Raw genomic sequence first — 18,290 nt, forward strand, 5'->3', positions numbered from 1 at the left:
CGGCTAGGACGGCTGTGACCTGAGATTTTCGAGACGCGTGTGGTGGCATGAACACGCGGGGTGAGAGGGAGGGTCCAGGCGCGTCCAGGACCCTCCCGATTTTTTCCGATAGCGACAACCGCGCGACGGATCAGTCCGGATCCGTCCGGCCCAGTTCGCAGACGACCTGCCATTCCCGGTCCGCCACCGGCTGCACCGACAACCGCGAATTCCGTACGAGCACCATGTCCGCGAGGCGATCGTCCGACTTGATCTGATCCAGCGTCACCGGCACGGAGAAGGCACGCACGGCCTTGATGTCGACGCATTCCCATCGGTCGTCGTCGGTCGTGCTGTCCGGGTGGGATTCGGCGCAGACTTCGACAATCCCGACGACCGCCTTGTCCTTCTGGGACAGATAGAAGAACCCGCGGTCCCCGATCTTCATCTCGCGCATGAAATTGCGGGCCTGGTAGTTGCGCACGCCGTCCCATTCCTCACCGGCATCGCCCTTTGCGACCTGGTCTTCCCAACTCCACGTCGTCGCCTCGGATTTGAACAGCCAGAACGCCATCAGCCGATCACCTTTTTCCACGCGGTCAGTTCGACGCGCTCGAACAGGCCGGCCCGCGCATAGGGATCGTTCGCGGCCCAGACCTGTGCGGCGGCCATGTCATCGACGTCCAGGATGACCAGCGAGCCGTTCATCTGGCCGTCATTGTCCAGAAGCGGCCCGGCCTGGGCCACGACGCCGGTTTCTTCGATATAGGCCAGGTGGGCCGCGCGATTGTCCATTCTGGTTTGCAGTGCGCCGGGTTTGTCGCGTGCGATCAGGGCTATCAGCATGTCATTCTTCCTTCAGGGGGCGCGACAGAAGATCCGCCATCGCGTCGGTTATCGTCAATTCCTTCGCCAGCAGACCGACGACGGACTGGGTGATTGGCATTTCCAGCCCCATAGCTGCGGCTTTCGTGGCCACGGCGCGGGCGGTCGCGACGCCTTCGACGGTCACGGACGAATCGAATGTTTCGCCGCGCCCAAGGGTCAGTCCCAGCCGGTAGTTGCGCGACAGGTCCGACGTGCAGGTCAGCGCGAGGTCGCCGAAGCCGGACAGCCCCGCGAGGGTTTCGGGCTCCGCGCCAAGGACAATCGCCATCCGCCGCATCTCTGCGTAACCGCGTGTCATCAGGGCGGCGCGGGCGCTCTCACCCAACCCGGCCCCGATCACGGAACCGCAGGCGATGGCCACCACGTTCTTCAGCGCGCCGCCGAACTCCGCGCCGGTCACGTCCCTGGTGCGATACAGCCGCAGGTTCGCGGTCGTCAGTTCGTGCTGCAGCGCCTTGCCCAGATCGCCGTCCTTGCAGGCCAGCGTCAGTGCCGTGGGCAGGCCCCGCGCGATGTCATGTGCGAAACTCGGCCCGGTAAGCAGCGCCGCCCGGGCTGCGGGCAGGAGCGACGAGATCACGCCAAGCGGACCGATGCCGCTGTCCAGTTCGATGCCCTTGCAGCAGGCGACCAGAAACCGATCCCGGAAGTCCGGCGCGTGGGCTTGAAGGACCGAACGCAGTTGCTGCATCGGCACCGCCAGCAGGAGGATTCGGTTGCCCGCGACCCGTGTGATGTCCGATGTGACCCGCAGCGCGTCCGGCAGGGCCACGCCGGGCAGACGCGACCTGTTCTCCCGGTCTGCCCGCATCGCGTTCGCATGAGTTTCAGAGCGTGACCAGAGATCGACGGGACCGTTTCGCGACAGCGAAATCGCGAGCGCGGTGCCGAAGGCGCCGGCACCAATCACACCGACGCTCATGCCTTGGCCCCTTTCCTGCCGCTGCCCAGAAGGGCCGGACTGGACCTGTCCAGCGGCCAGCGCGGCCGGGCGGTCATGTCCATCGCGTCGAACTTTCCGGCGCGAAACCGTTCGATCCCGGCATAGGCGATCATCGCCGCGTTGTCCGTGCAAAGGGCCAGGGGCGGTGCCAGGAACCGCGCGCCCGATTCGGCACAAAGCTGTTCCAGGGCCGTCCTGATCGACGCGTTTGCCGCAACGCCGCCGGCGACGGCGACAACCGGGTGCGCCGGATTTTCGGCCAGGTAGAGCGCCAGGGCACGGCGGGTCTTTTCGATCAGAACATCGGCGATGGCCCTCTGGAACCCTGCGCAGATATCGGCGCGGTCCTGCCGGTGCAGTCCGCCCTTTTCGGCCACGATCTGATCGCGCAGCCGCAGCAGCGCGGTTTTCAGACCCGAGAAGGACAGGTTGCAGTCGGGGCGGTGCACAAGCGGCCTTGGAAAGCTGAACCGGTCCGGGTCGCCGTTTCGCGCTTCCGCTTCGACCGAAGGCCCGCCGGGTTGCGGCAGGCCCAGCAGCCGCGCGGTCTTGTCGAAGGCTTCGCCGGGGGCGTCATCGATGGTGCCGCCGAGGCGGGTGAAATCATCCAATCCGCGCGCGATCAGATACTGGCAGTGACCGCCCGATACCAGAAGCATCAGGTAGGGATACGCCACGGAATCCGTGAGCCTCGGGGTGAGAGCGTGGCCCGCGAGATGATTGATGCCGATCAACGGCAATCGCGTCGCGGCGCAGATGCCCTTGGCGCACATGACCCCGGACAGGACCCCGCCGATCAATCCGGGGCCGGCGGTCACGGCGACCGCGTCCAGATCGCCCAGCGACAGCCCCGCCGCCCGCAACGCATCCTGCACGCAGATATCCAGTTTCTCGGCGTGGGCGCGGGCGGCCAGTTCCGGAACGATGCCGCCATAGCGATCATGCAGTTCCGTTTGCCCGAAAACGACGGAGGACAGGATTTCCGATCGCTCCGAACCTGTCTGGCGCACGATTGCCGCCGCCGTATCGTCGCAGCTGCTTTCCAGTCCAAGGATTGTGAGAGTCTGCGTCATCGGTCCGGATTGTTGCACCCTGTTCCGGCGGGGCGTATCATCCTATGCTTTTGCAAACAATCCCGGTGCGATGGACAGGACCTTGCTGACCCCGATCTTGCTGATGACCCGACCCCGCGAGGCGTCCGAACGGTTCGTCGCCCGATTGCCGGACGATCTGAAACGCCGCGTGGAACCGGTCTATGCGCCGCTGATCGAAATCGTGCCGACCGGCGGCGAGATCGAATTTGGCGACGCCCGCGCCGTGATCTTCACTTCGGCCCATGGCGTCGCCGCCGCCTCTGGCGGAACCCGACGTCGCGACCTGCCCGCCTATTGTGTGGGCTTGTCCACGACCGAAAGCGCACGGCGAAAGGGCTGGACCGCCCTTTGCATGGGCGAAACGGCGCAGGAACTCGCACGAGCGCTGCTGAAATCCGACGAGCCGGGTCCGATGCTGCATCTTTCCGGGGTGAATACCCGCGGCGATATTGCGGAAACGCTGTCCGCCGGAGGACGCCCGACCCGCAGGCAGGCGATCTACGATCAGCCCCTGCGGTTTTTCGGCGCGGCGGAGCAAGCCCTTCTCGCATCCGACCGGTCCGTGGTCGTGCCGATCTTTTCGCCCCGGACGGCGCGGCAATTTGCGGATCAATGTCCGGCCGGCGCCGCGAGCCACCTGGTCGCTCTCAGTCCGGCAGTGGCGGAACCGCTGTCGGAGCTGACCGATCACGCCGTCGTCGTGTCCGAAGAGCCGACTGCGGACAGCATGGTTTTGGCCATCGAAAGCCTCGTGAACCGACTCTGCCGGGTTGAGAGTGGCGGGGGCGCGCAGTAACATCGCCTTCATCCGGGCGTCGATCGAGTTGAGAATCAAAGGGGTATCCCAAGTTGGCTGACAAAAAGAAACTCGAACAGGACAATGGCGTCGACGCCGATGACAGCAGTTCCGATCCGATTGCTCCCGCGGGTGAAAGCCAGCCGTTCAAGCTGGAAGATTCGGCGCGCGTGAACCCGACCGACGCAGAGGAACCGCAGGATGCCGGCCCTGACTCAGGGGACGTACCGGCGGAGATTGACGCCGATACACCCCTGGTCGATTCCGTTCCTGAGCCTGAGCCTGAGCCTGAGCCTGAGCCTGAGCCTGAGCCTGAGCCTGAGCCTGAGCCTGAGCCTGAGCCTGAGCCTGAGCCTGAGCCTGAGCCTGAGCCTGAGCCTGAGCCTGAGCGCGTCGTCGAACGGTTAGTTGAAAAGCGCGGCGGTTTTGGCGCTGCGCTTGCCGGCGGAATTGTCGCGGCCGCGCTTGGTTTTCTGGCTGCCCGGTCCGACGTTCTGGATCCGATCCTGCCCGAAGCATGGAAAACCCCGGATCTGTCCGGTGAAATTTCCGCTCTGGACGGCAAGGTCACGGATCAGTCAGGCGCCATTGCCGCCCTGGAAAGCCAGGTTTCGGCAATCGAGATCCCGACACTCGCACCGCTGGAAACGCAGATATCCGAAATCGCGGCCCGGCTTGGGCCGCTGGACGACGGGATCGCGGCTCTGCGCGGCGATGTCGAAACGCTTGGCGGCAATCTGACGGCCCTGGATAACCGGCTGACGGATCTGGAAAAACGGCCCATCGACGAAGGGGTATCCGAAGCCGCGATCCGGGCCTATGAACGCGAATTGGCAAACCTTCAGGCGGCCATGGCGCAACAGCGGACCGAGGTCGAGGGGCTGATCGCCGAGGCGCGGGCCGTCAAGGCGGATGCGCAGGCGCTTGAACAGGAAGCCGCCGCCACCGCGCAGGTCACCGCCAATCGCGCCACCATGGCGAGGCTGCGGGCGACGCTGGAGTCCGGCGGGTCCTACGCCGGAGATGTCGCGACCCTGGCGGAGGCCGGGATGGAAATTCCCGCGGCCCTGGCGGATCCGGCGCAGGACGGGGTGGCGACGCTCGCGGCGCTCGCGTCGGCCTTTCCCGACGCGGCGCGGGCGGCCCTGGCGGCGGCGCGATCCGAAGGCGATGCCGCCGATGGCGGTTTCAGTTCATTCCTTCAACGCCAGCTTGGCGCCCGTTCGGTCGAACCGCGCGATGGCGACGATCCGGACGCAATCCTGTCCCGTGCCGAAGCCGCCGTGAACGACGGCCGCCTGCCCGACGCGCTGTCGGAAATCGCCTCGCTCCCCGACGCTGCCCGAAACGAGATGGCAGATTGGGTTGTCCTCGCGCAACGACGGACCGCTGCTCTGGCCGCGGCGGATGCGCTGGCGGCATCCCTGAACACCAACTGAAGGACCTGCCATGCTCTGGTCATTGATCAAGATCCTCGTCTTCGTCGCGATCATCGCGTTGCTGGCCCTTGGTGCCGGGTATCTGATGGAATCCGAAGGCGGCGTACAGATTACCGTCGCGGGCACCGAATATACATTGGGTCCGCTGCAGTCGGTCATTGCCGGCCTTGTCTTCGTGCTTCTGGTCTGGCTGGGTCTGAAGCTGCTGTCGTTGCTGGTCGCGACGCTGAAGTTTCTCAACGGGGACGAAACGGCGCTTTCGCGATACTTCGACCGCAACCGGGAACAGAAGGGATATCAGGCGCTGTCCGACGGAATGATGGCGCTGGCCTCGGGCGAAGGCAAGCTGGCCATGACCAAAGCGACCAAGGCGCAGAAATACCTCCGGAACCCTGAACTGACGAACCTGCTGACAGCGCAGGCGGCGGAAATGACCGGTGACACCCGAAAGGCGGCCGAAACCTACAAGCAGCTGATCCAGAGCGAAGCAACGCGCTTTGTCGGCGTGCGCGGAATCATGAAGCAGAAACTGGCCGAGGGCGATACGGATACCGCGCGCAAGCTGGCCGAAAAGGCGTTCGAGTTGAAGCCGAAGCACGAAGAAACCCAGGATGTCCTCTTGAAGCTGCAGGCCCAGGCGCGCGATTGGGCCGGGGCGCGCAATACGCTGAACGCAAAACTGAAGTCAGGCGCGCTTCCGCGCGACGTCTACACCCGCCGCGAAGCGGTTCTGGCCCTGTCCGAAGCGCAGGATGTGGTGGCGGAAGGCGCGACGATCGAAAGCCGCGAACAGGCCATCGAAGCCAATCGTCTGTCTCCGGACCTGGTGCCTGCGGCGGTCATGGCGGCGCGGTCCTATATCGCCAAGGGCAAGCCCCGAAACGCCGTTCGGGTCTTGAAAAAGGCGTGGGAAGCGCAGCCCCACCCGGATCTTGCCGCGGCTTTTGCCGAGATCGAACCGAACGAAAGCCCGGAACAAAGGATCAAGCGGTTTTCGGCGCTTACCAAGATCAAACCCGATCATCTGGAAACCCGTCTGGTTCTTGCCGAACTGAACATCGTCGCCGAAGACTTCCCCGAAGCCCGCCGCGCCTTGGGCGACCTCGCGCAGTCGGCTCCGGACGCAAGGGCGCTGACCCTGATGGCCGCGATCGAACGCGGCGAAGGCGCGTCCGACGCGGTGGTTCAAGGCTGGCTGGCAAAGGCGCTGAACGCGCCGCGCGGGCCGCAATGGGTCTGTGAATCCTGCAACCATATTCATTCGGTCTGGGTTCCGGTTTGCGAGAATTGCGACAGCTTCGATACACTGGCCTGGAAAACGCCGCAGACACCGGAAATCGGCAGTGCCACGGGGGTCCACATGCTGCCCCTGATCGTCGGAAAGCCGATTGCCGAGGAGGATGTCGATTCAGACGTGATCGACGCGACAGCCGCGCCGGAAGACGGCTCCGAACCCGAGGTGGAGGAAAACGAACCGCCAACCGATCCGCAACCCAGATGACTCCTATGAGGTGCTCCCGGATTCGGAGACGCTTTGCCCCAAGGTCCGAGGCAGGGAAGCCAACAGGGAGACAAGCAGTAGCGGCGACGCGTTCAATCGCGACATCCTGAGAAAGGCGGCTGCCTGCGTCGCGCGCCAGTCCCGATGAAGCATGCTTTCAATCGGGCACTTCGCAGCGAGTTCCGTGGCCGGGCCTCGTGCCGGGTGCTGTAGGTCCATTTCGGTGCCTTCTATGCATGGCTTGAGAAACCGTCGGCCGCTTAGGGGCTGCGCGCAGCACTCGGGTCGGACGGGGAAGGATCGCATCACTGATCTTCTCCCGTCCGACCTGTGAAAAGTTCTCGATGTCTTGCCGATAATATCCGCGGTTTCCATCATCTGGCCGGAGGCATGATGGGGCCGGCCAGAATGTCGGCAGCGCTTCAGGCGGACTGGGTCTCGGCAGTTGCACGCCGCCGTCCCATGTTCAGAACCACGGCGGTGACGATCGCGAGGATGCCGGCGGCAGCCGAACCGAAGATTTCCGGGATGGGCGACAGGAATACGGCGAGACCGACGAGAACCCCGGTCAGCGCGTTGCGCCGCGAGGCACTGCTCGCGAACATCACCAGCACCGCGCCATAGAGTCCCGGCAGGGTATATTCCTTAATCGCCACGGCGACGGGTGCGGGGAAGACTTCGATCAGGGCGCCGCCGATCAGCACCAGGGCGATCAGGAAGATCAGGTTCACGAGGACCGAGATAGCGATGCCGATCACCGCGGCAACCTCTGCCTTCCGGCTGCCGGCCTCCGCCTCGATGGCATTCTGGCAGGAAATCACTACGGGCATACGCATGTTGCCGATATTGCCTGACAGGAAGCTCATGTAGGTGCCGCAGACGCCCAGGACAGGGAAATAGGAGATTGGTTCAACGACCCACATGATGCCGACGAATGCGAGGATCGCGAGAAATCCGGTCAGGATCGGACCAACGCCTGGAAAGGCGCCAAGGCCGAAGGAGAGATAAAGAGCCGGACACACGCAGAGGAGCATGGCGACAAGCAGCGTCGTGCGGCCGATACGGTGGGCGCGGGGGATGAAACGGGTCCTGTAGAACCCCTCGAGAGTCTGGTCGGTCATTTGGAAAGGTCTCCTGTTGGGGTCTCGTTCAGGCCAGCGTCTGGCCGACGAGGAATCCGGCGGCGATGCCCGCGACGAGGCTCAGCCCGACACTCCACTCACGCAGCCATGTCCGGTGCTTGCCAGCGTAATGCAGGACGATCATGCAAAGGGCGCTGACCAGGATGGCGGACAGATCGTCAGCAGCGATGGCGAGACTGCTGAACCACTGCTTGTCCACGGCGGCATTGGCGGCCAGAACGAGGAAGATCGCGATCGGTGTCGCGGTGCCGGCGGCGCGGATCAGGTCCGGATTGCTGACACTGAGCTTGTCCTGAGCGCGATCCAGGCTTCTGGTCATGAAAAAGGTGGTGAGCAGCCAGCCCATGCCGCCCAGCGTCATGACCCAAACCGATGCGGTGAAAGCCTTCAGGGTGTAGCTGTCGGTGCCAAGCTCCGCGCCGACGGCCTTCGCCCCCTGATCGGCGGCGACAAACTCGAAGATCGCCGAGCCGATGACGCCCACCCGCATCAGGGTGACGGGGCCGCCGACCATCGCGATCAGAGAAACCGCGACGAAGAAGATTGCCACCGCCGGCCCGATCGAATTGATTGCGGCGGTCTTGTAGACGACCTGCCGCTCTTCTTGCGACAGGATTTCGAAACGGTTGGAGAATGCGAGTGTCATGCGCAGATAGAGCATGGCCTGCACGACGACAACGCCGACGATAAGGATTGCCAGAAGCCACAATGCAGGGCCGTTGGCGATCTGAAGAACTTGGTCCATGGTATTCCTCGATTTCTGGAGATGGGCCTGCGCCGATGTCGGTCAGGGCAGTTCGATCCGGACCAGCTCGCAGAAGTAGCTGGCCGCAACGGGCAGGATCTCGTCGTTGAAATCGTAGCCGGGGTTGTGCGGCATCGCGCCTGGGCCGGCGCCGACCATGACGTAGTTGCCGGGAACGTCTTCGATCATGTAAGCGAAGTCCTCGCTGCCGGTGAGCGGGGCCACATCGTCATGGACCCGATCGGCACCGACGGTTTCGGCTGCGGCCGACAAGGCGACGGCTGTCGCGTCCTCGTCGTTGATCAGCGGCACGAAGATATCCTCGAACTCGATTTCCGCGGTGCCGCCATAGGTCGCCGCGACGCCCTTTGCGACCTCTTCCAGTCTCCGCAACATCAGGGTGCCGACATCCTTGCTGAAAAAGCGCAGGCAGCCCTTCAGCGACGCCTTGTCGGGAATCACGTTGTGGCTGTTGGTCCCGGCATAGACGTCGGTGAAGGACACGATCCCGGATTCGATCGGATCCAGATTCCGCGCCACGATGCTTTGCGCTGTCACCACGATGTTCGAAGAGATCTGCGCGGCATCGATCGTGGTCTGCGGCAGGGCTGCGTGACCGCCGCGCCCCTGGATGCGGATGGTGAAGAACGTGCTTCCTGCCATCATCCGGCCGGTTCGGGTGAAGATATGGCCTTTTTCATAGCTCGGCGCGTTGTGATAGGCATAGATCCGGTCGCAGGGGAACCGCTCCAGCAATCCGTCTTTCAGCATCGCGAGCGCGCCGCCCAGACCCTCTTCCGCGGGCTGGAAGATGAAAACGACCTTGCCGGAGAAATCGCGGCTGCGCGCGAGTTGCCAGGCCGTGGCCAGCAGGGTCGCGGTATGGCCATCGTGGCCGCAGGCGTGCATCACGCCCGGCACCTTCGAGGCATAGGGCTTGCCGGTTTCCTCCGTGATCGGCAGCGCATCCATGTCCGCGCGCAGGCCGATGGTCCGGTTCGATGGGCGGTTGCCCAGGAGCACGCCCACCACCCCGGTGCCGCCGATGCCGGTATGAACCTCGTCAAACCCGAATTCCTTCAGCTTTCGCTCTACCAGCTCTGCGGCGAAATCCTCCTTGAATCCGATCCCCGGGTTCTCGTGCAGCGCATGGCGCCAGCCAATGAATTCGTGCTGTTGCGCCGCAATGTCCGTCAGGATGCTCATACTGTCCTCCTCATGCATCAGTCCTGTTTCAGTTTAAAATAGTATCATAAAACAACTATTGTGCATAGAGATCATGTAGCGTTAGATGCGAAAGCAAACGCCGATCCGAAGGATGTGTCTGAAATTGCTCGGAATGACGGGAAAATGATCCGAAACTGGTCCAGGGATTTCAGCCGGGGAAACCCGGTCTATCAGTTGAACATGCTGGCCAGCGTGATGAATGATTCGGTCCAGGAACGATTCCTGGAACTCGTGGGCTTCGATATCCGGACAATCCGGGTGCTGCGCCTGATCGGAGACTCTCCCGGCATCACGTTCGCCGAGATCACCGACCGGACCGCCCTGGAGCGAAGCCTCACGTCGCGGCTGATCCAGAATCTCGTGAAAGGCGGTCTTGTCGAGCGGCGAAACTTCAAGACCGATGCCCGCCGGTTTGGCCTCTATATCACCGAGACCGGAAAAGCCGCGAGGGCACGCGCGGACCATCTGACACAGATCGGGCTGGATCTTGTTTTCCGGAAACTCGGGCCAGACGAAATCGCCGCCTTCGTCCTTACGATGGAAAAACTGGCGGAGTGGATCGACAGCGATGAGTTCGAACGCAAGATGGAAAAGGCTTTCGACTCGGTCACCTTCGGAAATTAGGGTCTCGGCCGACCAGGTTGAATCGGCGCGAATTCGTGATTCCCTTGCATTGCCGGACGGAGGCAGCGTCGATGTGCGGCAATCCGGTAGCGTGAGGGGCGAGTGGAAACCTTGGCGATGGGTGGCGACAGACCCTCGGATGCGCGGGAAGCGCAGTCTCGAACGATTTTGGACTGGATCGCGGGGCAACCGGATCTGTTTTGCGCGAGATCGTGGAACGCCTGGCTGACTTGAACGTCGAAATGTCCACCAGCGGCGTGGCGCGTCTGCTGGACCGGCACGGCGGGAGTCGCAAAATGACATTGCTCGCTGCGGAACAGGCGCGCGACGATGTTGCCGAAACCCGCTCCGCATGGCTGACGGATGTCACGGAGCTTGATGCGTCAAAGCTGGTATTCATCGATGAAAGCGGGTTCGACACCAGGATGAGCCGGGGCTCCGCCCGTGCGGGGCTGAAACCATCCCCCGGATGGTTTCCCTTTCGCCCCTCACCCCCATCGAAATGGTCTTCGCGAAGATCAAGCGAATCGTCCAAGCGCTGCCGCCGGATGTCTTGACACCCTGTGCAAAGCCATCGGAGCGGCGCTGGCAGCAATCAAACCGGATGAATGCGCCAAATACCTCCGTCACCCGGATAGGCTTCAACTTGATCGAGGCTGACTCTAGAACCCTGGCGCATCCTTCTGCCGCATCAGGGCGCGCTTGAATCCGTCCCGCGCCAGCAACCGATCCAGATAGGCGCGGGTCTGCGGGGTGTAATCCTCGGCGGCCCCGGTGAAACCGCCAAGATAAACCGCGTAACCCACCGCGATATCGGCGACGGTAAAGCGGTCCGCGACCAGCCATTCATGGCGTTCCAGATGCGCGTCCAGCCACCTGAGCCGGCCCAGGTACCAGGCGCGGTAATCTTCAACCACCCGAGGCAGCTTCTTGTCCTCGGGGGCGAACACGCCATAGCGCAACATCAGCGCCTGCGGGAAAGTAAAGGTTGCATCGCTCTGATGCAGCCAGTTGAGATAGGCGCCGTATTCGGGATGATCCTTGTCCACCCCGAATTCGGGCGCATAGCGATCGGCTAGGTACTGGCAGATCGCCGCGCTTTCCGTCATGCCCGTTTCGCCATCGCGCAGGAAAGGCACGGTGCCGAGCGGATTGACGTCGAAATAGTCCTTGCGGAGAGCACGCGGCGGGAAAGCCAGAATTTCGAGCGCGTAGTCGAGCCCCATCTCTTCAAGTGCCCAGAGCGGTCGGAAGGATCGCGCGTCCTTGCAGTGCCAGAGTTTCAGCGTCATCGGAGACGTCCTATTCATCAACAAATAAATCGATCTGCAGTCGGTCGCAGCCGGGATCGTTCTTGTAGAGATCGAAGTTCTTCACACCCCGCGCCCGCAACAACGGCTCGTCGATGAAAGTGTTGCCGGTGACATCGCGGGCGTTGCTGGTCAGGATCTCGTAGGCCGCATCGGCCATGATCCGAGGCGTGCGCGACGCGCGCAGCAATTCGGGGTCGATGGCGAATTCGACGGCTGCGGTTGCAATCGTGGTCTGCGGCCAGAGCGCATTGGACGCGATGCCGTCGGCGCGCAGTTCCTCGGCCAGACCCAGGGCCAGAAGGCTCATCGAATATTTGGTCACCGTATAGGGAATGTGCAGCCCCAACCAGTGTCTGGCCAGGTTGATCGGCGGCGACAGGGTGAGGATGTGACCATTCTCGGATGCCTTCAGATGCGGGATCGCGGCTTTCGAGCACAGAAGCGTGCCGCGCACGTTGATCGAATGGATCAGGTCATAGCGTTTCGTATCGGTCTTTTGCGCCGGTGTCAGGGCGATGGCCGAGGCGTTGTTGACCAATGCGTCGATGCCTCCAAAGGTATCGACGGCCTGGGCAAAGGCGGCCTGGATATTGGCTTCGTCCCGCACGTCGAGCTTGATGGCCAGCGCCCGCCCGCCGGACGCCTCGACCTCATCCGCGACAGAATGGATCGTTCCGGGCAGCTTTGGATGCGGGGTGTCGGATTTCGCGGCAATCACCACGTTGGCGCCATCCTTGGCGGCCCTCAGCGCGATCTCGCGGCCGATGCCGCGGCTGGCGCCGGTTATGAAGATCGTCTTGTCCTTCAGGTTTCGCATCTTATCTGCCTTCCTCTGCATCATCGGGTGAAATGGTGATCAGCATCTGCCGGATCTTGACCTGCGCGCCAGCGCTGACAAAGACTTCCGTGACAGTGCCGGCGGTGTCGGCCTGAAGCTGGTGCTCCATTTTCATCGCTTCGAGGACGGCCACGGTCTGACCCTTGGCCACCCGGTCGCCTATGGCCACGCTGACCGCCAGAATAGCCCCGTCCATCGAGGCGACAACCCGGCCGCTGCCGCCCGCGTCGGCGCCCGCGGTCGGCTGGTGGGTGAGATTGCGGAATGCGATGTTGCCGAAGGGGCCGTCGAGATAAACGGTATTTCCATCGACGGCAAAGCGAAGCCGCCGCCGCACGCCATCCGCCAGGTAAACGCAATGGGTGGCGTCGATGCTGATCAGATCGATTATGGTCTCGTTGTCGCCGGCTTGCGCGGTGCATCGCATATGGGTCCGGTGCGGATCGACGATCAGTGACAGGTCATAGGTTTTGCCCTCGGCCTCGAGTCTGTAGTGCCATGGGGTCGAGGCGGTATTGCGCCAGCTGAGAAGCTCGGGGGCGTGGGCGCTTTGCCGGCCTGAACGCGCATGTATCAGCGTTGCCGCCAAGGTCAGCACCCGCAGGTCGGGCGCGGCGGCGGTAACGGTCGCGTCGCCCTCGAAATGGTCGGCCAGGAAGGCGGTTGTAGCCTCGCCCCGTGCAAAGACCTCGTGTCGAAGCGTTTTCGCAAGGAACGCCTTGTTGTTGTTCACTCCCAGCAACACGGTATCCTCGACCGCGCGAACGAGCTTTCGCCGGGCTTCCTCGCGGGTGGTGCCATGGGCGATGATCTTGGACAGCATCGGGTCGTAGTTCGGGCTGACGGCGTGACCTTTGCGCAGGCCATGGTCGATGCGGAGTCCGGGGCCTTTCGGCAGATCCCAGACAAGCACGGGACCGGTCTGCGGCATGAAGCCGTTTCGGGGGTCTTCGGCATAAAGCCGGACTTCCATCGCCCAACCGTTCAGGCTTATGTCTTCCTGCCGGAGGGGCAGCGGTTCGCCCGCGGCCACCCGAAGCTGCCATTCCACAAGGTCCTGCCCGGTGATGAGTTCGGTGACCGGGTGTTCGACCTGAAGGCGCGTATTCATTTCGAGGAAATAGAAACTGCCATCCGCATCGGCGAGGAATTCGACCGTCCCCGCCCCGAGATAGTTGCAGGCGCGCGCCGCGTTTACGGCCGCTTTCCCCATGGCTTCACGCATCCCGGGGGAAACGAAGGGCGAAGGCGCTTCTTCGACCACCTTTTGATGCCGACGCTGGATGGAACAGTCGCGTTCTCCGAGATGGACGACATTCCCATGCGCATCTGCAAAGACCTGGATTTCGATATGGCGCGGGTTCAGCACTGCGCGTTCGAGGATCAGTTCACCCGAACCGAAGGCCGATTGCGCTTCGGAACGCGCGGTGCGGATGCTGTCCATCAGGTCTTCGGATTTCCGGACCAGACGCATTCCGCGCCCGCCGCCGCCGGCGGATGCCTTGGCCATCAGAGGATAGCCGATGCGCGCCCCCTCGGCGGCCAGCCTTTCGTCCGACTGGTCGCTGTCCTGATAGCCGGGAATGCAGGGCACATCGGCCTTTATCATGGCGAGCTTGGACAGTCGTTTCGATCCCATCAGCTCAATCGCCTCGGCGGGAGGGCCGATGAAGGTGACGCCGGCATCGGCGCAGGCGCGGGCGAAATCGGCGTTCTCCGACAGGAAGCCATAACCCGGATGCACCGCATCGGCGCCTGACAGGCGGCAGGCTTCGATCAGCTTGTCGGCGGCGAGGTAGCTTTCGCCCACCGGTGCCGGTCCGATCGGCACGGCTTCGTCCGCTTCATGCACATGCAGCGCATCTGCGTCGGCCTCGGAATAGACCGCCACGGTGCGGTAGCCCATGTCGCGGGCCGTCCGGATGACCCGGACGGCAATTTCGCCGCGGTTGGCGATCAGGATCTTGCTCATCTCCGGCATCTTGGCTTCCAAACCCCTATTTTCTGCGCCCGGTCGGCAGCGCGCTTTCGAACAAAGGCCCGCGTGCCTTCCCGGTCTTCTTGACTACGCACATCCTCTTGCGGGCGCGATGCCCATCAGCTTGCAGATAATGCCCTGCATCACCTCGTCGGCGCCGCCCCCGATGGGAACCAGCCGCATGTCGCGGTAAAGCCGGTTGATGAGGGTCTCCTCGACAAAACCCATGCCGCCCCAGAACTGGAGACACTGATCGGGAATGGTGCGGGTCAGCCGCCCGGCCTTGAGCTTGGCCATCGAGGCCAGCAGCGTCACGTCCTCCCCCGCCACGAAGGCCGCTGTGGCCCGGTACAACAACGCGCGCAGCGCCTCGATCTCGGTTTGCATTTCGGCCAGTGCGAAATGCACGATCTGATTGTCGAGGATCGACTGACCAAAGGCCTTGCGGTCGCGGGTATAGTCAATGGTCGAACTGACGCAGAGTTCCAGTGCCTTCACCGCCATCGCAGCGCCGAACAGGCGTTCTTCCTGGAACTGCTGCATCTGATAGGTAAAACCCCGCCCCTCTTCACCGATGCGATAGGATTTCGGCACCCGGACGTCTTCGAAGAAGACCGGGGCGGTGTCGCTGGCCCGCATGCCGATCTTTTTCAGCCGCGTCCCTGCCGACACGCCCGGCAGCTCCGACGGCACGATGAAGAGCGACTTGTTGCCATGCCGGTCATCGCCGCCGGTATTCGCCAGCACGCAGAAGAAATCGGCCTGGGTCGCGTTGGTAATCCACATCTTTTGACCGCTGATCACATAGTCGCCACCGTCTTCGCGCGCCGTCGTGCGGATGGCAGCCACGTCGGACCCCGCATGCGGTTCGGAAACGGCAATGGAAGCGACCTTTTCACCGGCGATCGCGGGAACCAGAAACGCCTCGCGCAGCGCGTCGCTGCCATACCGGGCCAGTGCTGGCGTCGCCATGTTCGACTGCACGCCGATTCCCAGCGGCACACCCGCGGCATGGGCAGCGCCGATTTCTTCGGCAAAGATCACTTCATAGCTGTAGTCGAGCCCCAGCCCGCCGAAGGCCACGGGCTTGGAAATGCCCAGGAGTCCCAGACCGCCAAGCTTCTTGAACAGTTCATGCGCGGGAAAGGCGCCGGCTTCGTCCCATTGATCGGCATAGGGATTGATCTCGTTCTCCACGAAACGGCGGACGGTTTCGCGCAAATCCTTGTGTTCCGGTGTTTCCTGCATGGGTGATCTTCCTCAGAACCGGGCAATGCCGAAAGTGTTGCTGCGCAGGTCACGCCTGTCGGCCTCGCGGCAGATATCGAGCACATAAGCCAGCACCCGGCGGGTGTCGCGGGGGTCGATGAGCCCGTCATCTTCCACTCGCGCGGTCGAGGCGATCGCCGTGGTCTGGCTGTCCATCTGTTCCTGGGTCTTCCTTTCCAGCGTCGCGAGCTTGTCCTCGTCGATCGTGCCGGCCTTGGCCATCTTGGCCCCGGTGACGATCCGCAGCACCATGCCCGCCTGCGCGCCGCCCATCACCGCGGTGCGGCTCTGCGGCCAGGAGAACAGGAACCGCGGATCGAAGCCGCGGCCGCACATGGCATAGTTCCCCGCGCCATAGGAGCCGCCCACGTTGATCGAGATCTTCGGCACCTTGGCGTTCGCCACCGCCTGGATCATCTTCGATCCGTGCTTGATGATGCCGTTCTGTTCCGGATCGGTGCCGACCAGAAAGCCGGTGATGTTGTGCAGGAACAGGATCGGGATACCGGCCTGTTCGCAAAGCTGGATGAACTGCCCGCCCTTGGCGGCGCCCGCGGCGGTGATCGGGCCGTTGTTGCCGATCACGCCAACAGGGTGGCCTTCGATCTGGATATGGCCGCAAACGGTCTGGGTGTCGTATTCCGGCTTGAAGTCGAGGAACTCGGATCCGTCGGCGATGCGCGCGATGATCTCGCGACAGTCATAGGGCATCTTGGGATCGGCCGGGACGACGCCGATCAACTCCTCGGGCGAGAAAAGCGGTTCGGCAAAGTCCCGTCCTGCGGGCCGAATGTCATTCCAGGGCAGTTGCGCCATGATCTCGCGGGCAATCCGGATACCGTCGGCATCGTTCTGCGCCAGATAATCGCCCACGCCCGAAACCCGGGTGTGCATTTCGGCACCGCCAAGTTCCTCGTCGGTGGCGATCTCGCCGGTGGCGGCCTTCAAGAGCGGCGGACCGGCAAGATAGGTCGTCGCCTGGCGTTTCACCATCACGATATAATCGGAAAGGCCGGGCTGATATGCCCCGCCCGCGGTGGCCGAGCCATGCACGACGGTGATCTGCGGAACGCCCGCCGCCGACATCCGCGCCTGATTGGCAAAGGCCCGCCCGCCGGTCACGAACAACTCTGCCGCATAGGCGAGATTTGCCCCGCCGGATTGCGCCAGCGTCACCAAGGGCAGCTTGTTTTCCAGCGCGATGTCCTGCAGGCGCAGTTTCTTCTTCAGCCCGATGGGGGAAATCGTGCCGCCCTTGACCGCGAAATTGTCCACCACGATCAGGACGCGCACGCCCGACACGGTGCCGATACCGGCGATGCACCCGGCCCCTGCCCCGGTGCCATCCCGGTCGTCGAACATCATGTAACCCGCGAGCGAACTCAGCTCGAGAAAGGGCGATCCCTGATCCAGGAGCAGGTTCAGCCGGTCCTGCGGCATGATGTTGCCGCGTTTCTCGTATCGCGCCCGCGCGGCCTCGGCCGCCTCGATCACCTTGGTCTCGATGGCACGGAACGCGTCAATATGCGCTTGCATGGCCTCGGCATTCGCCCCGAATTCGGGCGATCGCACGTCGATACGGCTTTCGATTGCCGGCATGGTCGGCCCTCCTTACAGGAACAGTTCGCGCGCTTCTTCGGGCGAGGCAACGGTGCGCCCTGCATCTTCGGCGATCTTGACAATCGTCTCGATCAGCTGGCCATTTCCAGAGGTCCGGCTACCGTCAGGCAGATAGAACGTGTCCTCGACCCCGGTACGCAGATTGCCGCCCAGTTCGGCCACCTTGCGGTGAACCGGCCAGATTTCCTGCCGCCCGATCAAAGTGGCCTGCCAGCGCGTGTCGGGAGACATGTACGTCTTCAATATCGGCAGCAGGTCGGCATCGCAGGCCATTCCAGAGGCGACTCCCATCACGAGGTTCACGTCGGCCCGGTCGATCATGCCGACCTGCTTGTACATCTCGACCGAACGCACGATGCCGGTATCGAAGCACTCGAATTCCGGCCGTGTGCCGGTTTCGGCCATTACCGCCAGAAGCTCCTCGATCTTCTCGACCGGGTTTTCGAACAGCATCGGCGGCCAGGCCCATGTGCCATCCGATTTGACCTTGAGATAGTTCAGGCTGCCGGCGTTGCAGGCGGCAATCTCGGGCCTGGCCGCACGGATACAGTCGATTGGTCCCCGCTGGTCGCGGGAAATCGTGCCGGTGGTGAAATTGAGGATCACGCCGGGACAGGCATCGCGCACCGCATCCGCGATTTCGGCCGCAATGACCGGTTCCCAGCACATCAGATGTCCCTTGCCGGGTTCCTGTTGGCGGAAATGCATGTGGATGACCGAGGCGCCGGCATCATAAGCCTCACGCGAGGCAGCGGCCATCTCTTCGGGCGTGACCGGAACCGGATGCTGGCGCGGGTCCGTCAGAACGCCGGTAACCGCGCATGTAACCACAACCTTGTCGGACATCTCGTGCTTCCCCTGCGGTTTGGCGACGTCGCGTCGCACGGATCGGAA

General features: G+C 63.2%; 18 protein-coding genes. 5 read left to right on the forward strand and 13 right to left on the reverse strand.

What is annotated here, in order from left to right; translation table 11 throughout:
- Positions 1-130: 130 nt before the first annotated feature.
- Genes QO034_RS01665 through tsaD form a run of 4 tightly spaced genes read right to left on the reverse strand, consistent with a single transcriptional unit; the run spans position 131 to position 2,883 of the window.
- Positions 131-553 (reverse strand): EVE domain-containing protein, encoded by a 423-nt coding sequence (locus QO034_RS01665; protein ID WP_284483757.1) that lies wholly within the window; start codon positions 551-553, stop codon positions 131-133.
- The gene (locus QO034_RS01670) at positions 553-825 is read right to left on the reverse strand and encodes a YciI family protein (protein ID WP_284483758.1); all 273 of its coding nucleotides are present in this window, start codon (positions 823-825) and stop codon (positions 553-555) included. Before QO034_RS01670 ends, QO034_RS01665 begins: the two co-directional genes overlap by 1 nt.
- Before the next feature lies 1 nt (position 826).
- Positions 827-1,789 (reverse strand): NAD(P)H-dependent glycerol-3-phosphate dehydrogenase, encoded by a 963-nt coding sequence (locus tag QO034_RS01675; protein ID WP_284483759.1) that lies wholly within the window; start codon positions 1,787-1,789, stop codon positions 827-829.
- Entirely contained in the window at positions 1,786-2,883 is a 1,098-nt protein-coding gene (gene tsaD / locus QO034_RS01680; RefSeq protein ID WP_284483760.1) for a tRNA (adenosine(37)-N6)-threonylcarbamoyltransferase complex transferase subunit TsaD, read from the reverse strand. Before tsaD ends, QO034_RS01675 begins: the two co-directional genes overlap by 4 nt.
- Positions 2,884-2,986: 103 nt before the next feature.
- Between tsaD and QO034_RS01685 the strand changes: the two genes are divergently transcribed.
- The 3 genes from QO034_RS01685 to QO034_RS01695 are packed head-to-tail and all read left to right on the forward strand — an operon-like array spanning position 2,987 to position 6,640.
- Positions 2,987-3,700 carry a uroporphyrinogen-III synthase gene (locus tag QO034_RS01685; protein WP_284483761.1) on the forward strand — a complete coding sequence of 238 codons (714 nt, stop codon included), beginning with the start codon at positions 2,987-2,989 and terminating at the stop codon, positions 3,698-3,700.
- A gap of 53 nt (positions 3,701-3,753) precedes the next feature.
- Positions 3,754-5,139, forward strand: a complete 1,386-nt coding sequence (locus tag QO034_RS01690; protein ID WP_284483762.1) for a COG4223 family protein — start codon at positions 3,754-3,756, stop codon at positions 5,137-5,139.
- Positions 5,140-5,149: 10 nt separating this feature from the next.
- Positions 5,150-6,640, forward strand: coding sequence for a heme biosynthesis protein HemY (locus tag QO034_RS01695; protein WP_284483763.1), 1,491 nt, complete (start codon positions 5,150-5,152; stop codon positions 6,638-6,640).
- Between the two features lie 422 nt (positions 6,641-7,062).
- Here the strand turns inward: QO034_RS01695 and QO034_RS01700 are convergent, their stop codons facing one another.
- From QO034_RS01700 to QO034_RS01710, 3 genes are read right to left on the reverse strand one after another with little or no spacing between them, the layout of a single operon-like run.
- Positions 7,063-7,761 carry a hypothetical protein gene (locus QO034_RS01700; protein WP_284483764.1) on the reverse strand — a complete coding sequence of 233 codons (699 nt, stop codon included), beginning with the start codon at positions 7,759-7,761 and terminating at the stop codon, positions 7,063-7,065.
- 28 nt (positions 7,762-7,789) lie between these two features.
- Positions 7,790-8,527, reverse strand: coding sequence for a DUF5058 family protein (locus QO034_RS01705; RefSeq protein WP_284483765.1), 738 nt, complete (start codon positions 8,525-8,527; stop codon positions 7,790-7,792).
- 42 nt (positions 8,528-8,569) lie between these two features.
- Entirely contained in the window at positions 8,570-9,733 is a 1,164-nt protein-coding gene (locus QO034_RS01710) for an amidohydrolase (RefSeq protein WP_284483766.1), read from the reverse strand.
- Between the two features lie 144 nt (positions 9,734-9,877).
- Here QO034_RS01710 and QO034_RS01715 point away from each other — a divergent pair, with 144 nt between their 5' ends.
- Together QO034_RS01715 and QO034_RS01720 are read left to right on the forward strand one after the other, a co-directional pair.
- Positions 9,878-10,378 carry a MarR family winged helix-turn-helix transcriptional regulator gene (locus tag QO034_RS01715; RefSeq protein ID WP_284483767.1) on the forward strand — a complete coding sequence of 167 codons (501 nt, stop codon included), beginning with the start codon at positions 9,878-9,880 and terminating at the stop codon, positions 10,376-10,378.
- A gap of 200 nt (positions 10,379-10,578) precedes the next feature.
- Positions 10,579-10,935: a hypothetical protein gene (locus tag QO034_RS01720; RefSeq protein WP_284483768.1), complete on the forward strand. Its 357-nt coding sequence runs from the start codon at positions 10,579-10,581 to the stop codon at positions 10,933-10,935.
- Positions 10,936-11,040: 105 nt separating this feature from the next.
- Here QO034_RS01720 and QO034_RS01725 read toward each other — a convergent pair whose 3' ends face one another.
- The 6 genes from QO034_RS01725 to QO034_RS01750 form a co-directional block, all read right to left on the reverse strand.
- Entirely contained in the window at positions 11,041-11,670 is a 630-nt protein-coding gene (locus tag QO034_RS01725) for a glutathione S-transferase family protein (protein WP_284483769.1), read from the reverse strand.
- A 10-nt stretch (positions 11,671-11,680) separates the two neighbouring features.
- Positions 11,681-12,508, reverse strand: coding sequence for an SDR family oxidoreductase (locus QO034_RS01730; RefSeq protein ID WP_284483770.1), 828 nt, complete (start codon positions 12,506-12,508; stop codon positions 11,681-11,683).
- A gap of 1 nt (position 12,509) precedes the next feature.
- Positions 12,510-14,501, reverse strand: coding sequence for an acetyl/propionyl/methylcrotonyl-CoA carboxylase subunit alpha (locus tag QO034_RS01735; RefSeq protein WP_321169979.1), 1,992 nt, complete (start codon positions 14,499-14,501; stop codon positions 12,510-12,512).
- A 93-nt stretch (positions 14,502-14,594) separates the two neighbouring features.
- The gene (locus QO034_RS01740) at positions 14,595-15,755 is read right to left on the reverse strand and encodes an acyl-CoA dehydrogenase family protein (protein WP_284483772.1); all 1,161 of its coding nucleotides are present in this window, start codon (positions 15,753-15,755) and stop codon (positions 14,595-14,597) included.
- Positions 15,756-15,767: 12 nt separating this feature from the next.
- Positions 15,768-17,375 carry an acyl-CoA carboxylase subunit beta gene (locus tag QO034_RS01745; RefSeq protein WP_284483773.1) on the reverse strand — a complete coding sequence of 536 codons (1,608 nt, stop codon included), beginning with the start codon at positions 17,373-17,375 and terminating at the stop codon, positions 15,768-15,770.
- 12 nt (positions 17,376-17,387) lie between these two features.
- Complete coding sequence (locus QO034_RS01750; RefSeq protein ID WP_284483774.1) at positions 17,388-18,242, reverse strand: BKACE family enzyme; 855 nt, start codon at positions 18,240-18,242, stop codon at positions 17,388-17,390.
- Positions 18,243-18,290: the final 48 nt, after the last annotated feature.

The organism is Sedimentitalea xiamensis, from assembly GCF_030164465.1.
In the GTDB taxonomy this organism is placed as follows: domain Bacteria; phylum Pseudomonadota; class Alphaproteobacteria; order Rhodobacterales; family Rhodobacteraceae; genus Sedimentitalea; species Sedimentitalea xiamensis.